Raw genomic sequence first — 15,280 nt, forward strand, 5'->3', positions numbered from 1 at the left:
CTAGAGGGGGAATTAGCTCAGCTGGCTAGAGCGCCTGCCTTGCACGCAGGAGGTCAAGGGTTCGACTCCCTTATTCTCCACAGTTTTGGAAGACTGATTTAAAAGTTACGGATGGAGCCAAAAACAACATCTGTTCATTAGTCGGAAAAAAAGAAATTAAGATCATTGACATTAACGGTAAAGACATCACAAAGAGAAAACCGAGCGCATAAAGCGCTTGAGTAACCAATAGGAAAGAAATCGTTAAGGGCGTATGGCGGATGCCTAGGCTTTCAGAGGCGACGAAGGACGTGGTAAGCTGCGAAAAGCTGCGGGGATTGGCACACACGAATTGATCCGCAGATATCCGAATGGGGCAACCCGGCATGTTGAAGACATGTCACCTCGTAAGAGGAGCAAACCCGGAGAACTGAAACATCTAAGTACCCGGAGGAAAAGAAATCGAAGAGATTCCGTAAGTAGTGGCGAGCGAAAGCGGATTAGCCCAAAAGTCTTTTTATGTTTAGAGGAATGTTCTGGAAAGAACAATCGTAGAAGGTGATAATCCTGTACTCGAAAGGCATATTAAGATGATAAATGAGTAGGGCGGGACACGTGAAATCCTGTCTGAATATGGGGGGACCATCCTCCAAGGCTAAATACTCCTGAAAGACCGATAGTGAACAAGTACTGTGAAGGAAAGGTGAAAAGCACTTCGAATAGAAGGGTGAAATAGAACCTGAAACCGTACGCCTACAAGCGGTCGGAGCAGCGTAATGCTGTGACGGCGTGCCTTTTGCATAATGAGCCTACGAGTTAATTTTACTAGCGAGGTTAAGGTATTAAGTACCGGAGCCGGAGCGAAAGCGAGTCTGAATAGGGCGGATAGTTAGTAGGATTAGACGCGAAACCTTGTGATCTACCCATGGGCAGGTTGAAGCTCTGGTAACACAGAGTGGAGGACCGAACCGGTTGACGTTGAAAAGTCTTCGGATGACCTGTGGGTAGGGGTGAAAGGCCAATCAAACTGGGAGATAGCTCGTACTCTCCGAAATGCATTTAGGTGCAGCGTCGTATATAAGTTTATTAGAGGTAGAGCTACTGATTGGATGCGGGGGTTTCATCGCCTACCAATTCCTGACAAACTCCGAATGCTAATAAATGTTCTACGGCAGTGAGGGCATGGGTGCTAAGGTCCATGTCCGAGAGGGAAAGAACCCAGACCAACAGCTAAGGTCCCAAAATATATGTTAAGTTGAAGCAACGCGGTTGGACTGCATTGACAGCTAGGATGTTGGCTTGGAAGCAGCCATTCATTTAAAGAGTGCGTAACAGCTCACTAGTCGAGCGGTCCGGCATGGATAATAATCGGGCATAAACATATTACCGAAGCTATGGATTTATATTTTAGATATATCTGGTAGGAGAGCATTCTATTTGCGCCGAAGCAGTACTGTGAGGTATTGTGGAGCGGATAGAAAAGAAAATGTAGGCATAAGTAACGATAAAGCAGGCGAGAAACCTGCTCACCGAAAGACCAAGGCTTCCTCAGCCATGCTAATCAGCTGAGGGTTAGTCGGGACCTAACGCGAACCCGAAAGGGGTAGTGGATGGACAATGGGTTAATATTCCCATACTTGCTCACGAATAAAGGGGACGGTTGGATGTAGCTGCTGGAGACTGACGGAATAGTCAAGGCCTAGCCTTCGGGCGAAGCTGCTGTAGTGTAATCTGATCCAAGAAAAGCCGAAGTGAAGCAACCCGTACCAAAACCGACACAGGTGGTCGAGGAGAGAATCCTAAGGTGCTCGAGTGAGTCGTGGCTAAGGAACTAGGCAAAATAGTCTCGTAACTTCGGAAGAAGAGACGCCAACAGCAATGTTGGCCGCAGTGAAGAGGCCCAGGCGACTGTTTATCAAAAACACAGGACTCTGCTAAATCGAAAGATGCTGTATAGGGTCTGACACCTGCCCGGTGCTGGAAGGTTAAGGAAGGTGCTTAGCGTAAGCGAAGGCATTAACTGAAGCCCCAGTAAACGGCGGCCGTAACTATAACGGTCCTAAGGTAGCGAAATTCCTTGTCGGGTAAGTTCCGACCTGCACGAATGGTGTAACGATCTGGGCACTGTCTCAGCCACGAGCTCGGTGAAATTGTAGTATCGGTGAAGATGCCGATTACCCGCAATGGGACGAAAAGACCCTGTGAACCTTTACTATAACTTCGTATTGACTTTGAGTAAGTAATGTGTAGGATAGGTGGGAGGCTTTGAAGCAGGCACGCTAGTGTTTGTGGAGCCGCCGTTGAAATACCACCCTTTACTTACTTGGAGCCTAACTTCTTTCAGAAGGACATTGCGTGGTGGGTAGTTTGACTGGGGTGGTCGCCTCCAAAAGAGTAACGGAGGCTTTCAAAGGTACCCTCAGCACGCTTGGTAACCGTGCGTAGAGTGTAATGGCATAAGGGTGCTTGACTGTGAGACCTACAAGTCGATCAGGTGCGAAAGCAGGACATAGTGATCCGGTGGTTCCGTATGGAAGGGCCATCGCTCATAGGATAAAAGGTACTCCGGGGATAACAGGCTAGTCTCCCCCAAGAGCTCACATCGACGGGGAGGTTCGGCACCTCGATGTCGGCTCGTCACATCCTGGGGCTGGAGAAGGTCCCAAGGGTTGGGCTGTTCGCCCATTAAAGTGGCACGCGAGCTGGGTTCAGAACGTCGTGAGACAGTTCGGTCTCTATCTATTGCGGGCGTTAGATGTTTGAGAGGGCTTGATTCTAGTACGAGAGGACCGAATTGAACAAACCTCTGGTGTATCAGTTGTACCGCCAGGTGCACCGCTGAGTAGCTACGTTTGGAAGAGATAAGCACTGAAAGCATATAAGTGCGAAACTCGCCTCAAGATGAGACATCTTTTAAGGGTCGTTGTAGATGACGACGTTGATAGGCTATAGGTGTAAAGACAGTAATGTCATAGCCAAGTAGTACTAATTACCCGTAGATTTATAGTCTATGGTTACTAATATAAACCAAGTGCTTTATGCGCAGTGAAGGTTTTGTCTTTGTGAAAGTTTTTATCGCTTAAAAACGCAATTGGCAACTAGCAGTTAGCAATTGGCAAAAACAGCCAAAAGCCAACAGCAAATAGCCAGCTGCTATATACAACCTTTAGGGTGGTTTTAGCGGTGGGGCTCACCTGTTCCCATTCCGAACACAGAAGTTAAGCCCACCAGCGCCGATGGTACTGCTAACGCGGGAGAGTAGGCCGCCGCCAGTTTTTATTTTATTTTTAAAAAACCTTTATCTTTACGATAAAGGTTTTTTTGTTTTATACCCAGCTCAATTCATGAGTAATGAGTAATGAGTAATGAGTAATGAGTAATGAGTAATGAGTAATGAGTAATGAGCAATAGGTAATCAGTTAAGATGACTAATCTCTGTTATCTTCTCTGTCTCATCTTCCTTCCTCAAGCTTCAAACTTCCTGCTTCCAGGTCTATGTTTTCTATTTTTTACCCACAAATTGGTCTTTACCTTCAATACTATTCTATATTCTACCCAGGCTGTCACTCCGTAGGAGTCTAAACAGAGTTCTTCTTAATTAAAATGCTTCGACTCCGCTCAGCATGACAATGCTAATACTAGCTGTTAAAAAACTTAGACATTATCCTGTCCTGTCATCTTACATCCTTTAAACCAAACCACATAAAGTTTTATTCCTAGAGATATAGAATGACACAAAGGATGAAAAACTATTGAAGCATCATCCATTCCATAGGAATTGAAAAAGTCTGAAATGATACTTCGCATTCATAACCCGAAACCCGAAACTCGGAATTTTGTAACACTCTTATTATATAACCCGGAAAAGGAGTATTCACAGGCTTTTATTTTAGGCCCATAAATGGCTTATAATATACAAAACTTGCCATATGTTTGTCACAAGTCTTTAAGCTCCGGAATCTATGTTATTTTAACCTGAATGAAATAAAAAAACCGCTTCTCTAAAGAAACGGTTCTTATGGGTTACATTTTGATTTTAATCTTACATCTCACTGTTCGTGTCCGGGCATTTGAAATCATTACTGCAGGTTGCACAAACAATAGTTCCATTGCAATAATACATGCAGAAATCTGTTTCGGGAAGGGTAGCACCTCCTGAAATGTTTTTTAATTGGTCTTTTTTTAGTTTTTTTAGATTTTTCATATGGTTTTAATTGAAAATTTGTAAGTAAAGTAAAAATAGTTAAAATATTTTTAATTAATAATGTTTATTACATTAAAAATAAAAAATTAATATAACAAACGGCTTTGAGAGCTATATGATCAATGACTTTTATTTAAATGTTTGATTGTTAATGAAATAAATACTATTTTTTAGTTAGCGTTATCCGAAAAGCTTATAGAGTTGGAAAAACTAAAACTATAACTATGAAAAATTTAAAGAAAATTGAGAGAAAGGAATTGAAAAGTATTTCAGGAGGAGTTGATAAGTGTTACGATCTGAGGGATTCTCCTGATGATCCTTGTCAGGAATTGAATAATCAAAATAATGGTTGTTACAGAATGAATAGCTGCACAATGTTATGTACACGCGTTTCCTGTTTAACTGGAATGTAATATAGTAAAAACGGCTGTCTCTATTTGAGGCAGCCGTTTCTTTTTTATTTTTTAATCAATCCCAGTTCGATCAATCTTTCATGCAGGAATTCTCCTGCAGTCGTATCTTCGTATAATTTTGGATTATTTTCATCTACACAATTTTCAAGTGCATTTAAAGACATTGCACTTATAGGATGCATAAAGAAAGGAATTGAATATCTTGAAGTACTCCACATTTCTCTTGGTGGGTTTACCACTCTGTGAATGGTAGATTTCAATTTGTTGTTGGTATGTCTTGAAAGCATATCTCCAACATTGATCATCAGTTCATCCGGTTCTGCAATGGCATCAATCCATTCTCCGTTGTGATTTTGAACCTGAAGACCTTTCCCCTGTGCTCCCATTAAAAGAGTGATAAGGTTGATGTCTCCGTGAGCTGCTGCTCTTACCGCATCATCTGGCTCTTCAGTAATTGGCGGGTAGTGAATAGGTCTTAAAATAGAATTTCCTTCTGCGATTTTGTCATCAAAATAAAATTCATCCAAACCAAGGTGTAATGCTAAGGCTCTTAACACATACTGTCCTGTTTTCTCAAGCATTTGAAATGCTTCTTTACCAACTTCGTTGAATTTTGGAAGTTCATCAACGATTACGTTGTCCGGATACTCAGTTCTGTATTTTGAGTCATCAGACAGATACTGTCCAAAATGCCAAAATTCTTTTAAGTCTCCTTTTTTGAAACCTTTAGCAGTTTCTTTACCGAATCCTACATAACCTCTCTGGCCACCAATTCCTGGAATCTCATACTTTTGTTTCGTTTCCACTGGCTGTTCAAAAAAGTTTTTCACCTCTCCATACAAATCTTCTACCAGGTTGTCATCAAGAAAGTGGCCTTTTAAGGCTACAAAACCAATTTCTTCATAAGCTTTTCCGATTTCATTTACAAATTTCTGTTTGCGTTCCGGGTTGCCCGAAAGGAAATCACGCAGGTCTACACTAGGTATTTTATCCATTTTTAGAAATTTACGAACAGCAAAATTACATTTTTTTTAATTTAAATGATTTTAAAATCATTATTTATAAGTTAAATTTGCTGTATGAAAAAATATTCTTCTAAGAGAAGTATCCAAATACTTGCACATCTTCTTCAGCAGTACGGAATTGCAGATATCGTAATTTCTCCGGGGTCAAGAAATGCTCCTTTGGCCATCCATTTTTCAGAGGTAGATAGTTTCAACTGCTACAGCATTGTAGACGAAAGAAGTGCTGCTTTCGTGGCAATGGGAATGGCAAAAAGTGAGAAAAAGCCTGCCGCGATTACCTGTACGAGCGGATCAGCCGTCGTTAATTATTATCCGGCGATTACCGAAGCTTTCTATCAGAATGTACCTCTTTTGGTACTGACGGCAGACCGGCCGACTGATTTCGTGGATATATTCGATGGACAGACGATAAGGCAGAAGGATGTTTTTCATCAGCATTCCTATGGTGATTTTCAGCTTTTGGAAGACAGCAAGGAGAATGCAGAAGATATTAATTTTGATATCATTAAAAAAGCGATTGAACTTTGTTTTGAAAAACAGGGTCCGGTACATATTAATATTCCTTTGGAAGAACCTTTATATGAGCTGGTGTCTGAGCTTCCTACTTTTCCAACTGTGGAGAAAACGATTAAACATAAAGAGTATGAAATTCCGTCCAATCTGATTGCGGAATGGCATACTTCACAAAGAATTATGCTGTTGGTGGGAACAAGAGATTACAGTCCGGAACTGGAAAACCAGCTGACTCAGTTGGTGAAAAACCATTCTGTGGTGGTATTGAGTGAAGCCAATTCAAATTTACACCATGAGAAGTTCTTCAAACATATAGACCGCTATATTTTCAATTTTACGGAAGAGGATTATAAAACATATGCTCCTGATCTGTTGATTACAGTAGGACAGAATGTGGTTTCCAAAAAGGTAAAACAATTCCTGAGAAGTGCACGCCCGAAACAGCACTGGCATCTGGATGAAGTATGGCAGCCTGATACTTATTTCTCACTGACAGAAAAGATAGAGGTAAAACCTGAGGTTTTCTTCTCAAAATTACTGAAGTTTATCAATCTGGAACCAAGACCTTATTTTAATCTTTGGGATGTTTTAAGGGATAAAAAAGATGCTAAACACGAGCAGTTTATAAATACAATTGATTTTTCAGATTTTTATTTCTTCAATAAAGCATCACAGACGATTCCTGAAAATTATAATATTCATTTCAGTAATTCATCTGGGATCAGATATGCCCAGCTGTTTGATTTCGGAAAGAGAAAAATGTATTGTAACCGAGGAACAAGTGGTATTGATGGATCTACTTCTACAGCAATGGGATTTGCCATCAAAAATGAGAACCCAACTTTATTGATCACAGGAGACCTGAGTTTCTTCTATGATATCAATGGTCTTTGGAACCAATATATTCCACCATTTGTAAGAATTATGATCTTCAATAATGGTGAAGGAAATATCTTTAAAATCATTCCCGGACCTGGAAATGCCAATCCGAATACTCTGGACGAATTTATTGCGACAAAACACCGTAAAAATGCAGAATCTCTGGCGAAACATTTTGGATTCTCCTATATCAGAGTAGAGGATGAACTTACGCTGGACAGGGTTCTTGAGAATTTCTTCAAACCTGATGCACAGCCAAAAATCCTGGAAGTAAATACTCACGGGAAGAATAGTGCAGATGTACTGAAGTCGTATTTTGAGTTTATGAAATAGATTTAAAGATCAAGATATTCTTCATTCCCCGGCAGATTGATAATTCTGTCGATAGGATAGATAAACATATCATCAAAATCATTCAACGCATTAATGATCTGGAAATGGGTGAATTGCTTTATGTTCTGTAAAGTAATCTCCGTTTCTTTGATCTTTTTTTGCTTTAAAAGATGCTGTCTTTGTACTCCGTTCAGCAGATAAGTAGAAGGTGTAAACCAATCTTTTCCTTTTAAAAATAAAAGGTTAGAGAAAGAAGTATCGGTGATATGGTTGTTTTTAACAATGATGATTTCTTCTGCCTTGGATTTCATTTTCATTTTATCCAGTTCCTTACGATCTTCAAATTTGAATGAATAATCAAAGCTGTTGTTTTCTACCAGCTGAAAATCCTGTATTTCAGGAATAGCGTAGGGAATCATCTGTGTCCTGATTCTTTTATCAAGATCATAGGCAATTCTCAGCTTGAAAAGACCATCCTCATCATGCTGCAGATTTTTATAGATTTTGGCCAGATCTATAGAGTCTTCCTTCCCGAAGTGGGAAAATGTTTGATTGACACGTTTCTGATGTAGATCCAATAGAAAAACCTCCTGATCTTCTACTTTAATGCTTTCAATGAATTGGGACATAGATTTTATTTTTCATTTCCTGATACTCGTCTTCTAGTTTACTCATGTGCGTTATACCGCCTCCGCTTTTGAAGTATAATTGTTCTCCTTCTTTTTCAATAAAGCGTATCATCACACAGCTGTCTACATTCTGGCCGTCAAACCAGCCGCAAATTCCCGTGTAATATCCTCTGTCATATCCTTCCGCATCCAGAATTATTTCCAGTGTTTTAGGCTTGGGAGCTCCTAAAATAGATCCCGCAGGAAGAAGTTTCTTCATAATGCTTCCTACTTTTCTCTCATATTCAGGTTTTATCATTCCTGAAATTTCAGAACTCATTGCATATAAATCCTTTTGCTGGGTTTTGATAAAGTCAATATGCTGGAACTGGTCCACCTTTACTTCATCAGCGACCATACTCAGATCATTCCGGAGAAGATCTACTACGGTGTAATGTTCTGCCTTCTCCTTTCTGTCATTCTTCAGAATTTCTGCTGCATTTTCAATAGATGCGTCAATTGTTCCTTTCATAGGATAGGTGAAAATTTTTCCGTTAATGATCTTTACAAAAGTTTCAGGAGAAAAAAATACAAAAAAATCTTTATAAAAAACTTTGTACTTTGCATTTGAGTGGTAAAAAATTTCTTCTAAGGTTAAATTGGTCTCTATCTTCGTTTTTCTAGTATAATTTACTAAGTAAGAGTTTCCCAGGCGAATGTTTTTTTGAACCTTATCGAAACCAATCTGAAAACTCTCCAATGTTTCAGGAAAGGATTTCCAGACTACTTTTTTGTCCAGTTTATGGGACTCTTTGGTGTTTGAAAACTCTTGAAAATCAATAATTAAGCCTTCTTTTTCAATTTCATGCTCCTGATAGATTTCAACATTCTCCGAAAGAAAGTCGATGACGAAAAAATAGGGAACCTTCTGAAGAGAAAGTTCGTCCATTTCCATAAATTTTTGATGATTCACTGAAAACATTCTGCAAAAGTACTTATTGATGTTTACTTTTGCAGAAATTTTTTTTATGATGCAGAATAAATATCCTCAGAAACCGGGAATAGATTTTATATTGAAGCAGGCATTTTTTTATTGGAATAAGACACTCGTTTTTCAGTTGATGTTTTCCATCGTCTTTTTTGGAATATTGCTTACCGGAGTGATGCTTTTCGGAGAGAAGTATGATATTTTTTCTTATAATAAAGAATTGCAGGAAGCCTTTATGCAGGGCACTCAGGTTTATCTGAAAAAAATGGAGGAAATAACAGCTACCGAAAATTATCAGATGTTTACATTAGCAATCTGGGCAACGACGGCATTTCTGTATCCTTTAAATCTTGGAATGTTCCAGATCTTCCGTAAGATGGATCTTAAAGAGAATATTGTGATAGGAGATCTTTTTGCAGGGTACAACGGGCTTAACTTTTTTAAGTATGTGGGATATTTTCTTTTCTGGTTCTTTATTTACAGGTTTACCGTTCCTACTGTTGTATTGGCTATAATCTGGGTTGCTGTAACCATCTTTGTAGCTCCATTGATGTTCTTTACCAATAAAAGAATTTTTGAAGCTATTTCCCTGAATTTTAAAGCTCTTAAAATGTATTTTGTTGAAATCATGGTGTGTGTGATCGTTGCTTTTCTATTTAAGTACTTAGGTTTTGCCTTGTTTTTGATAGGCGGGCTTTTCACTTTTCCTTTTTGGAATGCGATGATTTATTCATTGTATAAAACAGTCTTTTCTGAGAAAAGTTAAAATTCATTCGTGTTTAATGGGATTTTTTACTAAAAAAAAGTAAATTTGGTAAAATCATTAAATATTTAAACTATGTCTGAATTTAACGAATTTGATCAGCAGGGCTCTGTACCCAACAGAGAAACTGGATCAATTATTTCTCATGCTTTTGAAATGTACAAAGGCGTTTTCGGTTACGGAATTGTAGCTATGATCATCTACCTGATCGGAGGTTCTGTTATTCAAATGCTTACCGGGTTTGACTCTGCTTCCATGGTGGAAGAAATGAAATCAGGAGGAGATTTTAATTATTGGAGTGCTCCGGGACTTCCTTTATATATGGGAGCGTCCAGCCTTTTCGGCCTTTTATTATCTCCTTTGTATGTAGGATTGATCTATATGGTCAATAAATACAATACCAAAAGCCCGATTGAGTTTTCTGATCTTTTTATCGGATACCGCCAGAATTTTGTAAACATTTTGATTTATAGTCTTCTTGCCTGGATCATTTCCTCAATTGCCCTGGCATTGTGCGTTTTGCCTATCATTTTTGTATATCCTTTCCTTTTAATAGGATATCCGATTCTGTTATTTGAAAATGCTTCAGCTACAGAAGCTTTATCAAAGTCGTTTAATATTGCTAAAGAAAACTATGGAACTTTTTTATTAACCGGACTTTTAGGAGGTCTGATTTCTGCTGCAGGAATTATTCTTTGTGGAATCGGTATCATCTTAACGGCTCCGTTTATTATGGTCGTAATGTACTCTACCTATTGTGCTTTCTTAGGAAAACCAAGACAGATTATGTACAGCAAATAAAATATAAAATACATGATGAATAAGGACAAACAAATAAGCAGTGTTGCGATAAAGCAGATGTCGTTACTGGCCATCATTCTGGTATTGACCGGATTGATCTGTTTTAATCTCGCATTGTTTATTCCCTCTGTTTTGGGAGCAATTACCATTTATGTAGTCTGCAGGAAGTATAATTTTTATCTGCAGGAAGAGAAAAAATGGAAACCGTCACTGGCAGCCTTTGCATTGATGTTTGCAAGTCTTATCGTTCTTATTCTTCCGATTTATTTTATTGCCGATCTCATTATTGATAAACTGGGAAATGCCCAGGCTTACATGGCTAAATTCAATGTTTTCCTGGACAAAATACATTCTTATATTTTCTCAAAAACAGGGTTTGATATTCTGAGCAAAGAAAATATGGCCAAGCTGAAAGATAATGTAGGAAAATTTTCTACTTCTGCAGTCAGTGGGACATTCAATACCCTTACCGTAGTAATGTCTATGTATTTTATTCTCTATTTTATGCTGGAGAGACCGAGACTTTTTGAAAAGATTCTTACTTCTTCGGCCCCGCTGAAGAGAGCAAACATCTCTCTGATCGGCGATAAAATGAGAAAATTAATTATGGCCAATGCCATAGGAATTCCGGTTGTGGCTGTAGGGCAGGGGATTGTTGCGCTTATCGGCTATCTGATTTTTGGAGCACCGGGAGCAGCATTGCTTTTCGCACTAACGGCTGCGGCATCTGTAATTCCTGTCGTAGGAACCGCTATTATCTATGTTCCGGTGTGTATATTTATGATTGCGGAAGGTAATACCGGACAAGGAATTGGTTTGGCCATCTACTGTCTTGTGGTGGTAGGACTTACTGATAACCTCCTTAGGTTTACCCTTTTAAAGAAACTTGAAGATATTCATCCATTGAATACCGTATTCGGAATCATCATGGGAATGAATCTGTTTGGTTTCATGGGACTGATTTTCGGACCCATTCTGATCTCACTGACCCTTCTACTGGTTCAGGTATACAGAAACGAATTTTCGGATGAAGATACTCCCCCGGACCTTGAGCTGCCCGGCCAGGATGATATTAAAGAAAAATTAATTTAATTATATAAAAACGTGGAAGGAATTAATCCTGAGATTTTAAAAGAAATCTGTGTCTTGAAAATGCCTTTCGGTAAATATGAAGGAACGGTTCTGGTGGATCTTCCGATCAGCTATCTGGAATGGTTTAATAAAAACGGAATGCCAAAAGGAAAACTGGGAATGCAGCTTTCAACAGTTTATGAGATCAAATTAAACGGACTTATGGATCTTTTGACTCCCATCAGAGCAGCAGTAAGGAATGGATTATAAAAATTAAATAGACCATTTTTATATAATTTCGGCGGCATCGAAGATGCCGCCGAAATTATTCTATCATTAATCCTTTTAAGCTTTCAAAGCTGAAATTTCATCTCTCAACTTGGCAGCTTTAATAAAGTCAAGATTTTTTGCTGCAGCTTCCATTTCTTTCTGTTTCTGAGCAATCATTTTCTCAATATCCTCAGTGGCATAAGTTGCTTTTGTCTCGGCAACTTTCTGAAGAATTTCTTTTTGGGTATATTTTTCATCAGGGAAGTCTTTGCTCCTTCCCACAAGATTTTCAGAAATCTTTTTATTTAAAGCTGTTGGCTTCAGACCATGCTCATCATTGTACTGCATTTGTTTAGCGCGGCGGTATTCAGTTTCATCCAAAGTAGCCTGCATGGATTTCGTGATCTTGTCAGCGTACATGATTGCTTTTCCGTTCACGTTCCTTGCGGCACGTCCTACAGTTTGGATCATTGATCTTCTGCTTCTCAGCATTCCTTCTTTATCAGCATCCAGAATAGCAACTAATGAAACTTCAGGTAAATCCAATCCTTCTCTCAATAAGTTAACCCCAATCAATACATCAAAAAGTCCTAAACGAAGATCCTGCATAATCTGAATACGTTCCAATGTTTCAACATCCGAGTGAATATACCTTGTTCTGATTCCGAACTTGGTAAAGTATTTTGTAAGTTCCTCTGCCATTTTCTTGGTTAAAGTAGTTACCAGTACCCTTTCATCAACATCGGCTCTTTTCTGGATTTCTTCCATCAGATCATCGATCTGGTTCAGTGAAGGTCTTACTTCAATGATCGGGTCAAGAAGCCCGGTAGGACGGATGATTTGTTCAATATAAGCCCCTCCGGTTTTTTCCAGTTCATAATCTGCAGGTGTCGCAGAAACATAAATAACCTGATTCTGAATGGCTTCAAACTCTTCAAACTTTAAGGGTCTGTTGTCCATTGCTGCAGGAAGTCTGAAACCGTACTCCACCAGTGCTTCTTTTCTGCTTCGATCTCCGCCGTACATGGCATGAACTTGTGGAACGGTTACGTGACTTTCATCAATAACCATTAAAAAATCTTTAGGGAAATAATCAATAAGGCAGAAAGGTCTTGTTCCCGGAAGACGACCATCCAGATACCTTGAGTAGTTCTCAATCCCTGAGCAATAACCCAGTTCTTTAATCATTTCAAGATCCAGTTCTGTTCTTTCCTGAAGTCGTTTGGCTTCTAATGGTTTTCCGACTGAGCTAAAGAAATCCACCTGTTTTACCATGTCATCCTGGATGTCTTTAATGGCACCATTTAAGGTCTCCTTCGATGTTACAAAAAGATTGGCAGGGTAAATCTGTATCTGATCAAAATTATCCTCTACATTTCCTGTTACCGGATCAAAACTTTGAATTTTCTCAATTTCATCTCCAAAAAACTGAATTCTGATCGCATTATCAGTATATGCAGGGAAAACATCAATAACATCTCCTTTCACACGGAATGTTCCTCTCTGGAATTCATTCAGCGTTCTCGCGTATAGTGCGTTAACTAATGAATGGAGAAGTGCAGTTCTAGTCACTTTCTCACCAATGGCGATAGAAATCAAAGATTTATGAAATTCCGTAGGATTCCCGATACCGTAAATACATGAAACAGAAGCCACAATCAAAACGTCTCTTCTTCCCGAAAGAAGGCTGGCAGTTGCAGAAAGACGTAATTTTTCAACTTCTTCATTGATGCTCAGGTCTTTTTCAATATAAGTTCCCGTTGTAGCAATATAAGCCTCGGGTTGGTAGTAATCATAGTAGCTGACAAAGTATTCCACTGCGTTTTCGGGAAAAAACTCTTTAAACTCCATGAAGAGCTGGGCAGCAAGCGTTTTGTTGTGTGCCAGTACCAGAGTGGGACGTTGTACTTTTTGTATAACATTCGCAACAGTAAAGGTTTTTCCGGAACCTGTTACCCCAAGAAGCGTTTGATATTTCTCACCGATCTCTATTCCTTCAGTAAGTTTTTCAATAGCTTGGGGCTGATCTCCGGTAGGTTTATATTCTGATTGAAGCTTAAAATCCATAGAAAAGATGTATACAACAAAAATACGAAAGAAATTATTAGGCCATATCATCTTTTGTGGCATTATTTTTCCATTCATAGCCTACAATCACCTAATCATAATACTATGAAAATCAATCAATTTTATATTCCTGTAGTAAGTCTTTTTCTTTTTTTATCTTCTTGCAAAGAGAATCATGCCAATGCTCAGAAGACAGGGAATGATGGAAGTGTGGAAACGGAAAATCCCAATTCTGACTATAAGCCGGCATTTAAAGGGCAGACAAGAATCAAGGCTGTAAAAACAACAACACCCTATGCCATAGAAATATTGAATAAAGACCTTGGAAGACCCTGGGGAATTATCAATTTACCTGACGGAAAATTTCTCATCACAGATAAGAAAGGGTATATGAATGTGGTTTCAACAGATGGAAAACAAGTATCAAAAATTGAAGGCTTTCCAAAAGTAGATTCAAAAGGACAGGGCGGAATGCTGGATGTTGCTCTGGATCCTGATTTTAAAACCAATAGTATTATTTACTTCAGTTTTTCTGAGCCTTTTGGAAAAGGGAATTTAACATCTGTAGCGAAGGGAAAGCTGTCTGCTGATCTTAAAAATATTTCAGAAGCAAAAGTTATTTTCCGTGCTGAACCTTCCTATGACGGTGATAAGCACTACGGAAGCCGTCTGGCATTTGATAAGGACGGAAATTTATTTGTCAGTACAGGAGAAAGGTCAGATAAGGTTACCCGCGTATATGCGCAGAAAACAGATAATTATCTTGGAAAAATTTTGAAGATTACCAAAGATGGTAAACCTGCTCCGGGAAATCCTTTTATTGGAAAATCCGGCTATAAACCGGAAATATATGCTTACGGGATCCGAAATCCCCAGGGAATGGCGATAGATCCTAACGGTAATCTTTGGGATGTGGAAATGGGGCCAAGAGGGGGTGATGAAATCAATCTGATTCAACCGGGAAAAAATTACGGCTGGGGAGATGTAACCTATGGTATTGAATATTCAGGAGATAAGGTAGGACAGGGCATCACCCAAAAAGAAGGAACCGAACAGCCTGTCTATTATTGGGATCCTGTGATCTCACCAAGTGGAATTACTTTCTATACAGGGAATATTGAGGAATGGAAAGGAAATCTCATGATCGGATGCCTGAGTGGTGAACACATTAACAGAATTGTCATGAAAGATAATAAAGTGGTAGGAGAAGAACGTCTTCTTGCAGATCAGAAAGAGCGTTTCCGCGATGTATTAAACGGGATGGATGGGAATCTGTATGCGGTAACAGATAGTGGTAAGCTTTATAAAATTTCAAAAAAATAGAAAAAAACTGTATCAAAGGTTAATAATTTCGCCTTTGTCATTG

The 15,280-nt window shown here is 39.0% G+C and carries 12 protein-coding genes, 1 tRNA gene and 2 rRNA genes; 10 read left to right on the top strand and 5 right to left on the bottom strand.

Annotation, left to right across the window (positions count from 1 at the left end):
• Window positions 1-6 precede the first annotated feature (6 nt).
• From DDF69_RS18250 to rrf, 3 genes are all read left to right on the top strand, one after another.
• Window positions 7-80: transfer RNA gene (locus DDF69_RS18250), tRNA-Ala, on the top strand.
• Between the two features lie 153 nt (window positions 81-233).
• A 23S ribosomal RNA gene (locus tag DDF69_RS18255) occupies window positions 234-2,988 on the top strand.
• A 158-nt stretch (window positions 2,989-3,146) separates the two neighbouring features.
• Window positions 3,147-3,254 (top strand): 5S ribosomal RNA (gene rrf / locus DDF69_RS18260).
• A 767-nt stretch (window positions 3,255-4,021) separates the two neighbouring features.
• On the opposite strand, the gene DDF69_RS22215 is transcribed toward rrf, so the two are convergent.
• Window positions 4,022-4,183, bottom strand: a complete 162-nt coding sequence (locus tag DDF69_RS22215) for a bacteriocin-like protein (protein ID WP_185144366.1) — start codon at window positions 4,181-4,183, stop codon at window positions 4,022-4,024.
• A 224-nt stretch (window positions 4,184-4,407) separates the two neighbouring features.
• Here DDF69_RS22215 and DDF69_RS22540 point away from each other — a divergent pair, with 224 nt between their 5' ends.
• A complete protein-coding gene (locus DDF69_RS22540) occupies window positions 4,408-4,596 on the top strand; it encodes a bacteriocin-like protein (protein WP_410494295.1) in 189 nt (62 codons plus the stop codon).
• A gap of 44 nt (window positions 4,597-4,640) precedes the next feature.
• Here the strand turns inward: DDF69_RS22540 and DDF69_RS18265 are convergent, their stop codons facing one another.
• A complete protein-coding gene (locus tag DDF69_RS18265) occupies window positions 4,641-5,591 on the bottom strand; it encodes an isopenicillin N synthase family dioxygenase (protein ID WP_114822038.1) in 951 nt (316 codons plus the stop codon).
• Between the two features lie 84 nt (window positions 5,592-5,675).
• On the opposite strand from DDF69_RS18265, the gene menD reads away from it, so the two are divergent.
• A complete protein-coding gene (gene menD / locus DDF69_RS18270) occupies window positions 5,676-7,346 on the top strand; it encodes a 2-succinyl-5-enolpyruvyl-6-hydroxy-3-cyclohexene-1-carboxylic-acid synthase (protein WP_114822039.1) in 1,671 nt (556 codons plus the stop codon).
• Between the two features lie 2 nt (window positions 7,347-7,348).
• On the opposite strand, the gene DDF69_RS18275 is transcribed toward menD, so the two are convergent.
• Together DDF69_RS18275 and DDF69_RS18280 are read right to left on the bottom strand one after the other, a co-directional pair.
• Complete coding sequence (locus DDF69_RS18275) at window positions 7,349-7,975, bottom strand: aminotransferase class IV (protein ID WP_114822040.1); 627 nt, start codon at window positions 7,973-7,975, stop codon at window positions 7,349-7,351.
• Window positions 7,959-8,936: an aminodeoxychorismate synthase component I gene (locus DDF69_RS18280; RefSeq protein WP_114822041.1), complete on the bottom strand. Its 978-nt coding sequence runs from the start codon at window positions 8,934-8,936 to the stop codon at window positions 7,959-7,961. The genes DDF69_RS18275 and DDF69_RS18280 overlap by 17 nt, the downstream gene beginning before the upstream one ends.
• 46 nt (window positions 8,937-8,982) lie before the next feature.
• Between DDF69_RS18280 and DDF69_RS18285 the strand changes: the two genes are divergently transcribed.
• The 4 genes from DDF69_RS18285 (at window position 8,983) to DDF69_RS18300 (ending at window position 11,847) form a co-directional block, all read left to right on the top strand.
• Window positions 8,983-9,708 carry a hypothetical protein gene (locus DDF69_RS18285; protein WP_114822117.1) on the top strand — a complete coding sequence of 242 codons (726 nt, stop codon included), beginning with the start codon at window positions 8,983-8,985 and terminating at the stop codon, window positions 9,706-9,708.
• Window positions 9,709-9,780: 72 nt separating this feature from the next.
• Window positions 9,781-10,506: a beta-carotene 15,15'-monooxygenase gene (locus tag DDF69_RS18290; RefSeq protein WP_114822042.1), complete on the top strand. Its 726-nt coding sequence runs from the start codon at window positions 9,781-9,783 to the stop codon at window positions 10,504-10,506.
• Between the two features lie 12 nt (window positions 10,507-10,518).
• Window positions 10,519-11,598, top strand: a complete 1,080-nt coding sequence (locus DDF69_RS18295) for an AI-2E family transporter (protein ID WP_114822043.1) — start codon at window positions 10,519-10,521, stop codon at window positions 11,596-11,598.
• Window positions 11,599-11,619: 21 nt separating this feature from the next.
• The gene (locus DDF69_RS18300; protein WP_114822118.1) at window positions 11,620-11,847 is read left to right on the top strand and encodes a DUF3820 family protein; all 228 of its coding nucleotides are present in this window, start codon (window positions 11,620-11,622) and stop codon (window positions 11,845-11,847) included.
• 75 nt (window positions 11,848-11,922) lie between these two features.
• Here DDF69_RS18300 and uvrB read toward each other — a convergent pair whose 3' ends face one another.
• Window positions 11,923-13,914 carry an excinuclease ABC subunit UvrB gene (uvrB, locus tag DDF69_RS18305; RefSeq protein WP_114822119.1) on the bottom strand — a complete coding sequence of 664 codons (1,992 nt, stop codon included), beginning with the start codon at window positions 13,912-13,914 and terminating at the stop codon, window positions 11,923-11,925.
• Window positions 13,915-14,019: 105 nt separating this feature from the next.
• On the opposite strand from uvrB, the gene DDF69_RS18310 reads away from it, so the two are divergent.
• Window positions 14,020-15,237 carry a PQQ-dependent sugar dehydrogenase gene (locus DDF69_RS18310; RefSeq protein WP_114822044.1) on the top strand — a complete coding sequence of 406 codons (1,218 nt, stop codon included), beginning with the start codon at window positions 14,020-14,022 and terminating at the stop codon, window positions 15,235-15,237.
• Window positions 15,238-15,280 lie beyond the last annotated feature (43 nt).

This window comes from Chryseobacterium sp. KLBC 52 (assembly GCF_003347605.1).
GTDB lineage: Bacteria > Bacteroidota > Bacteroidia > Flavobacteriales > Weeksellaceae > Chryseobacterium.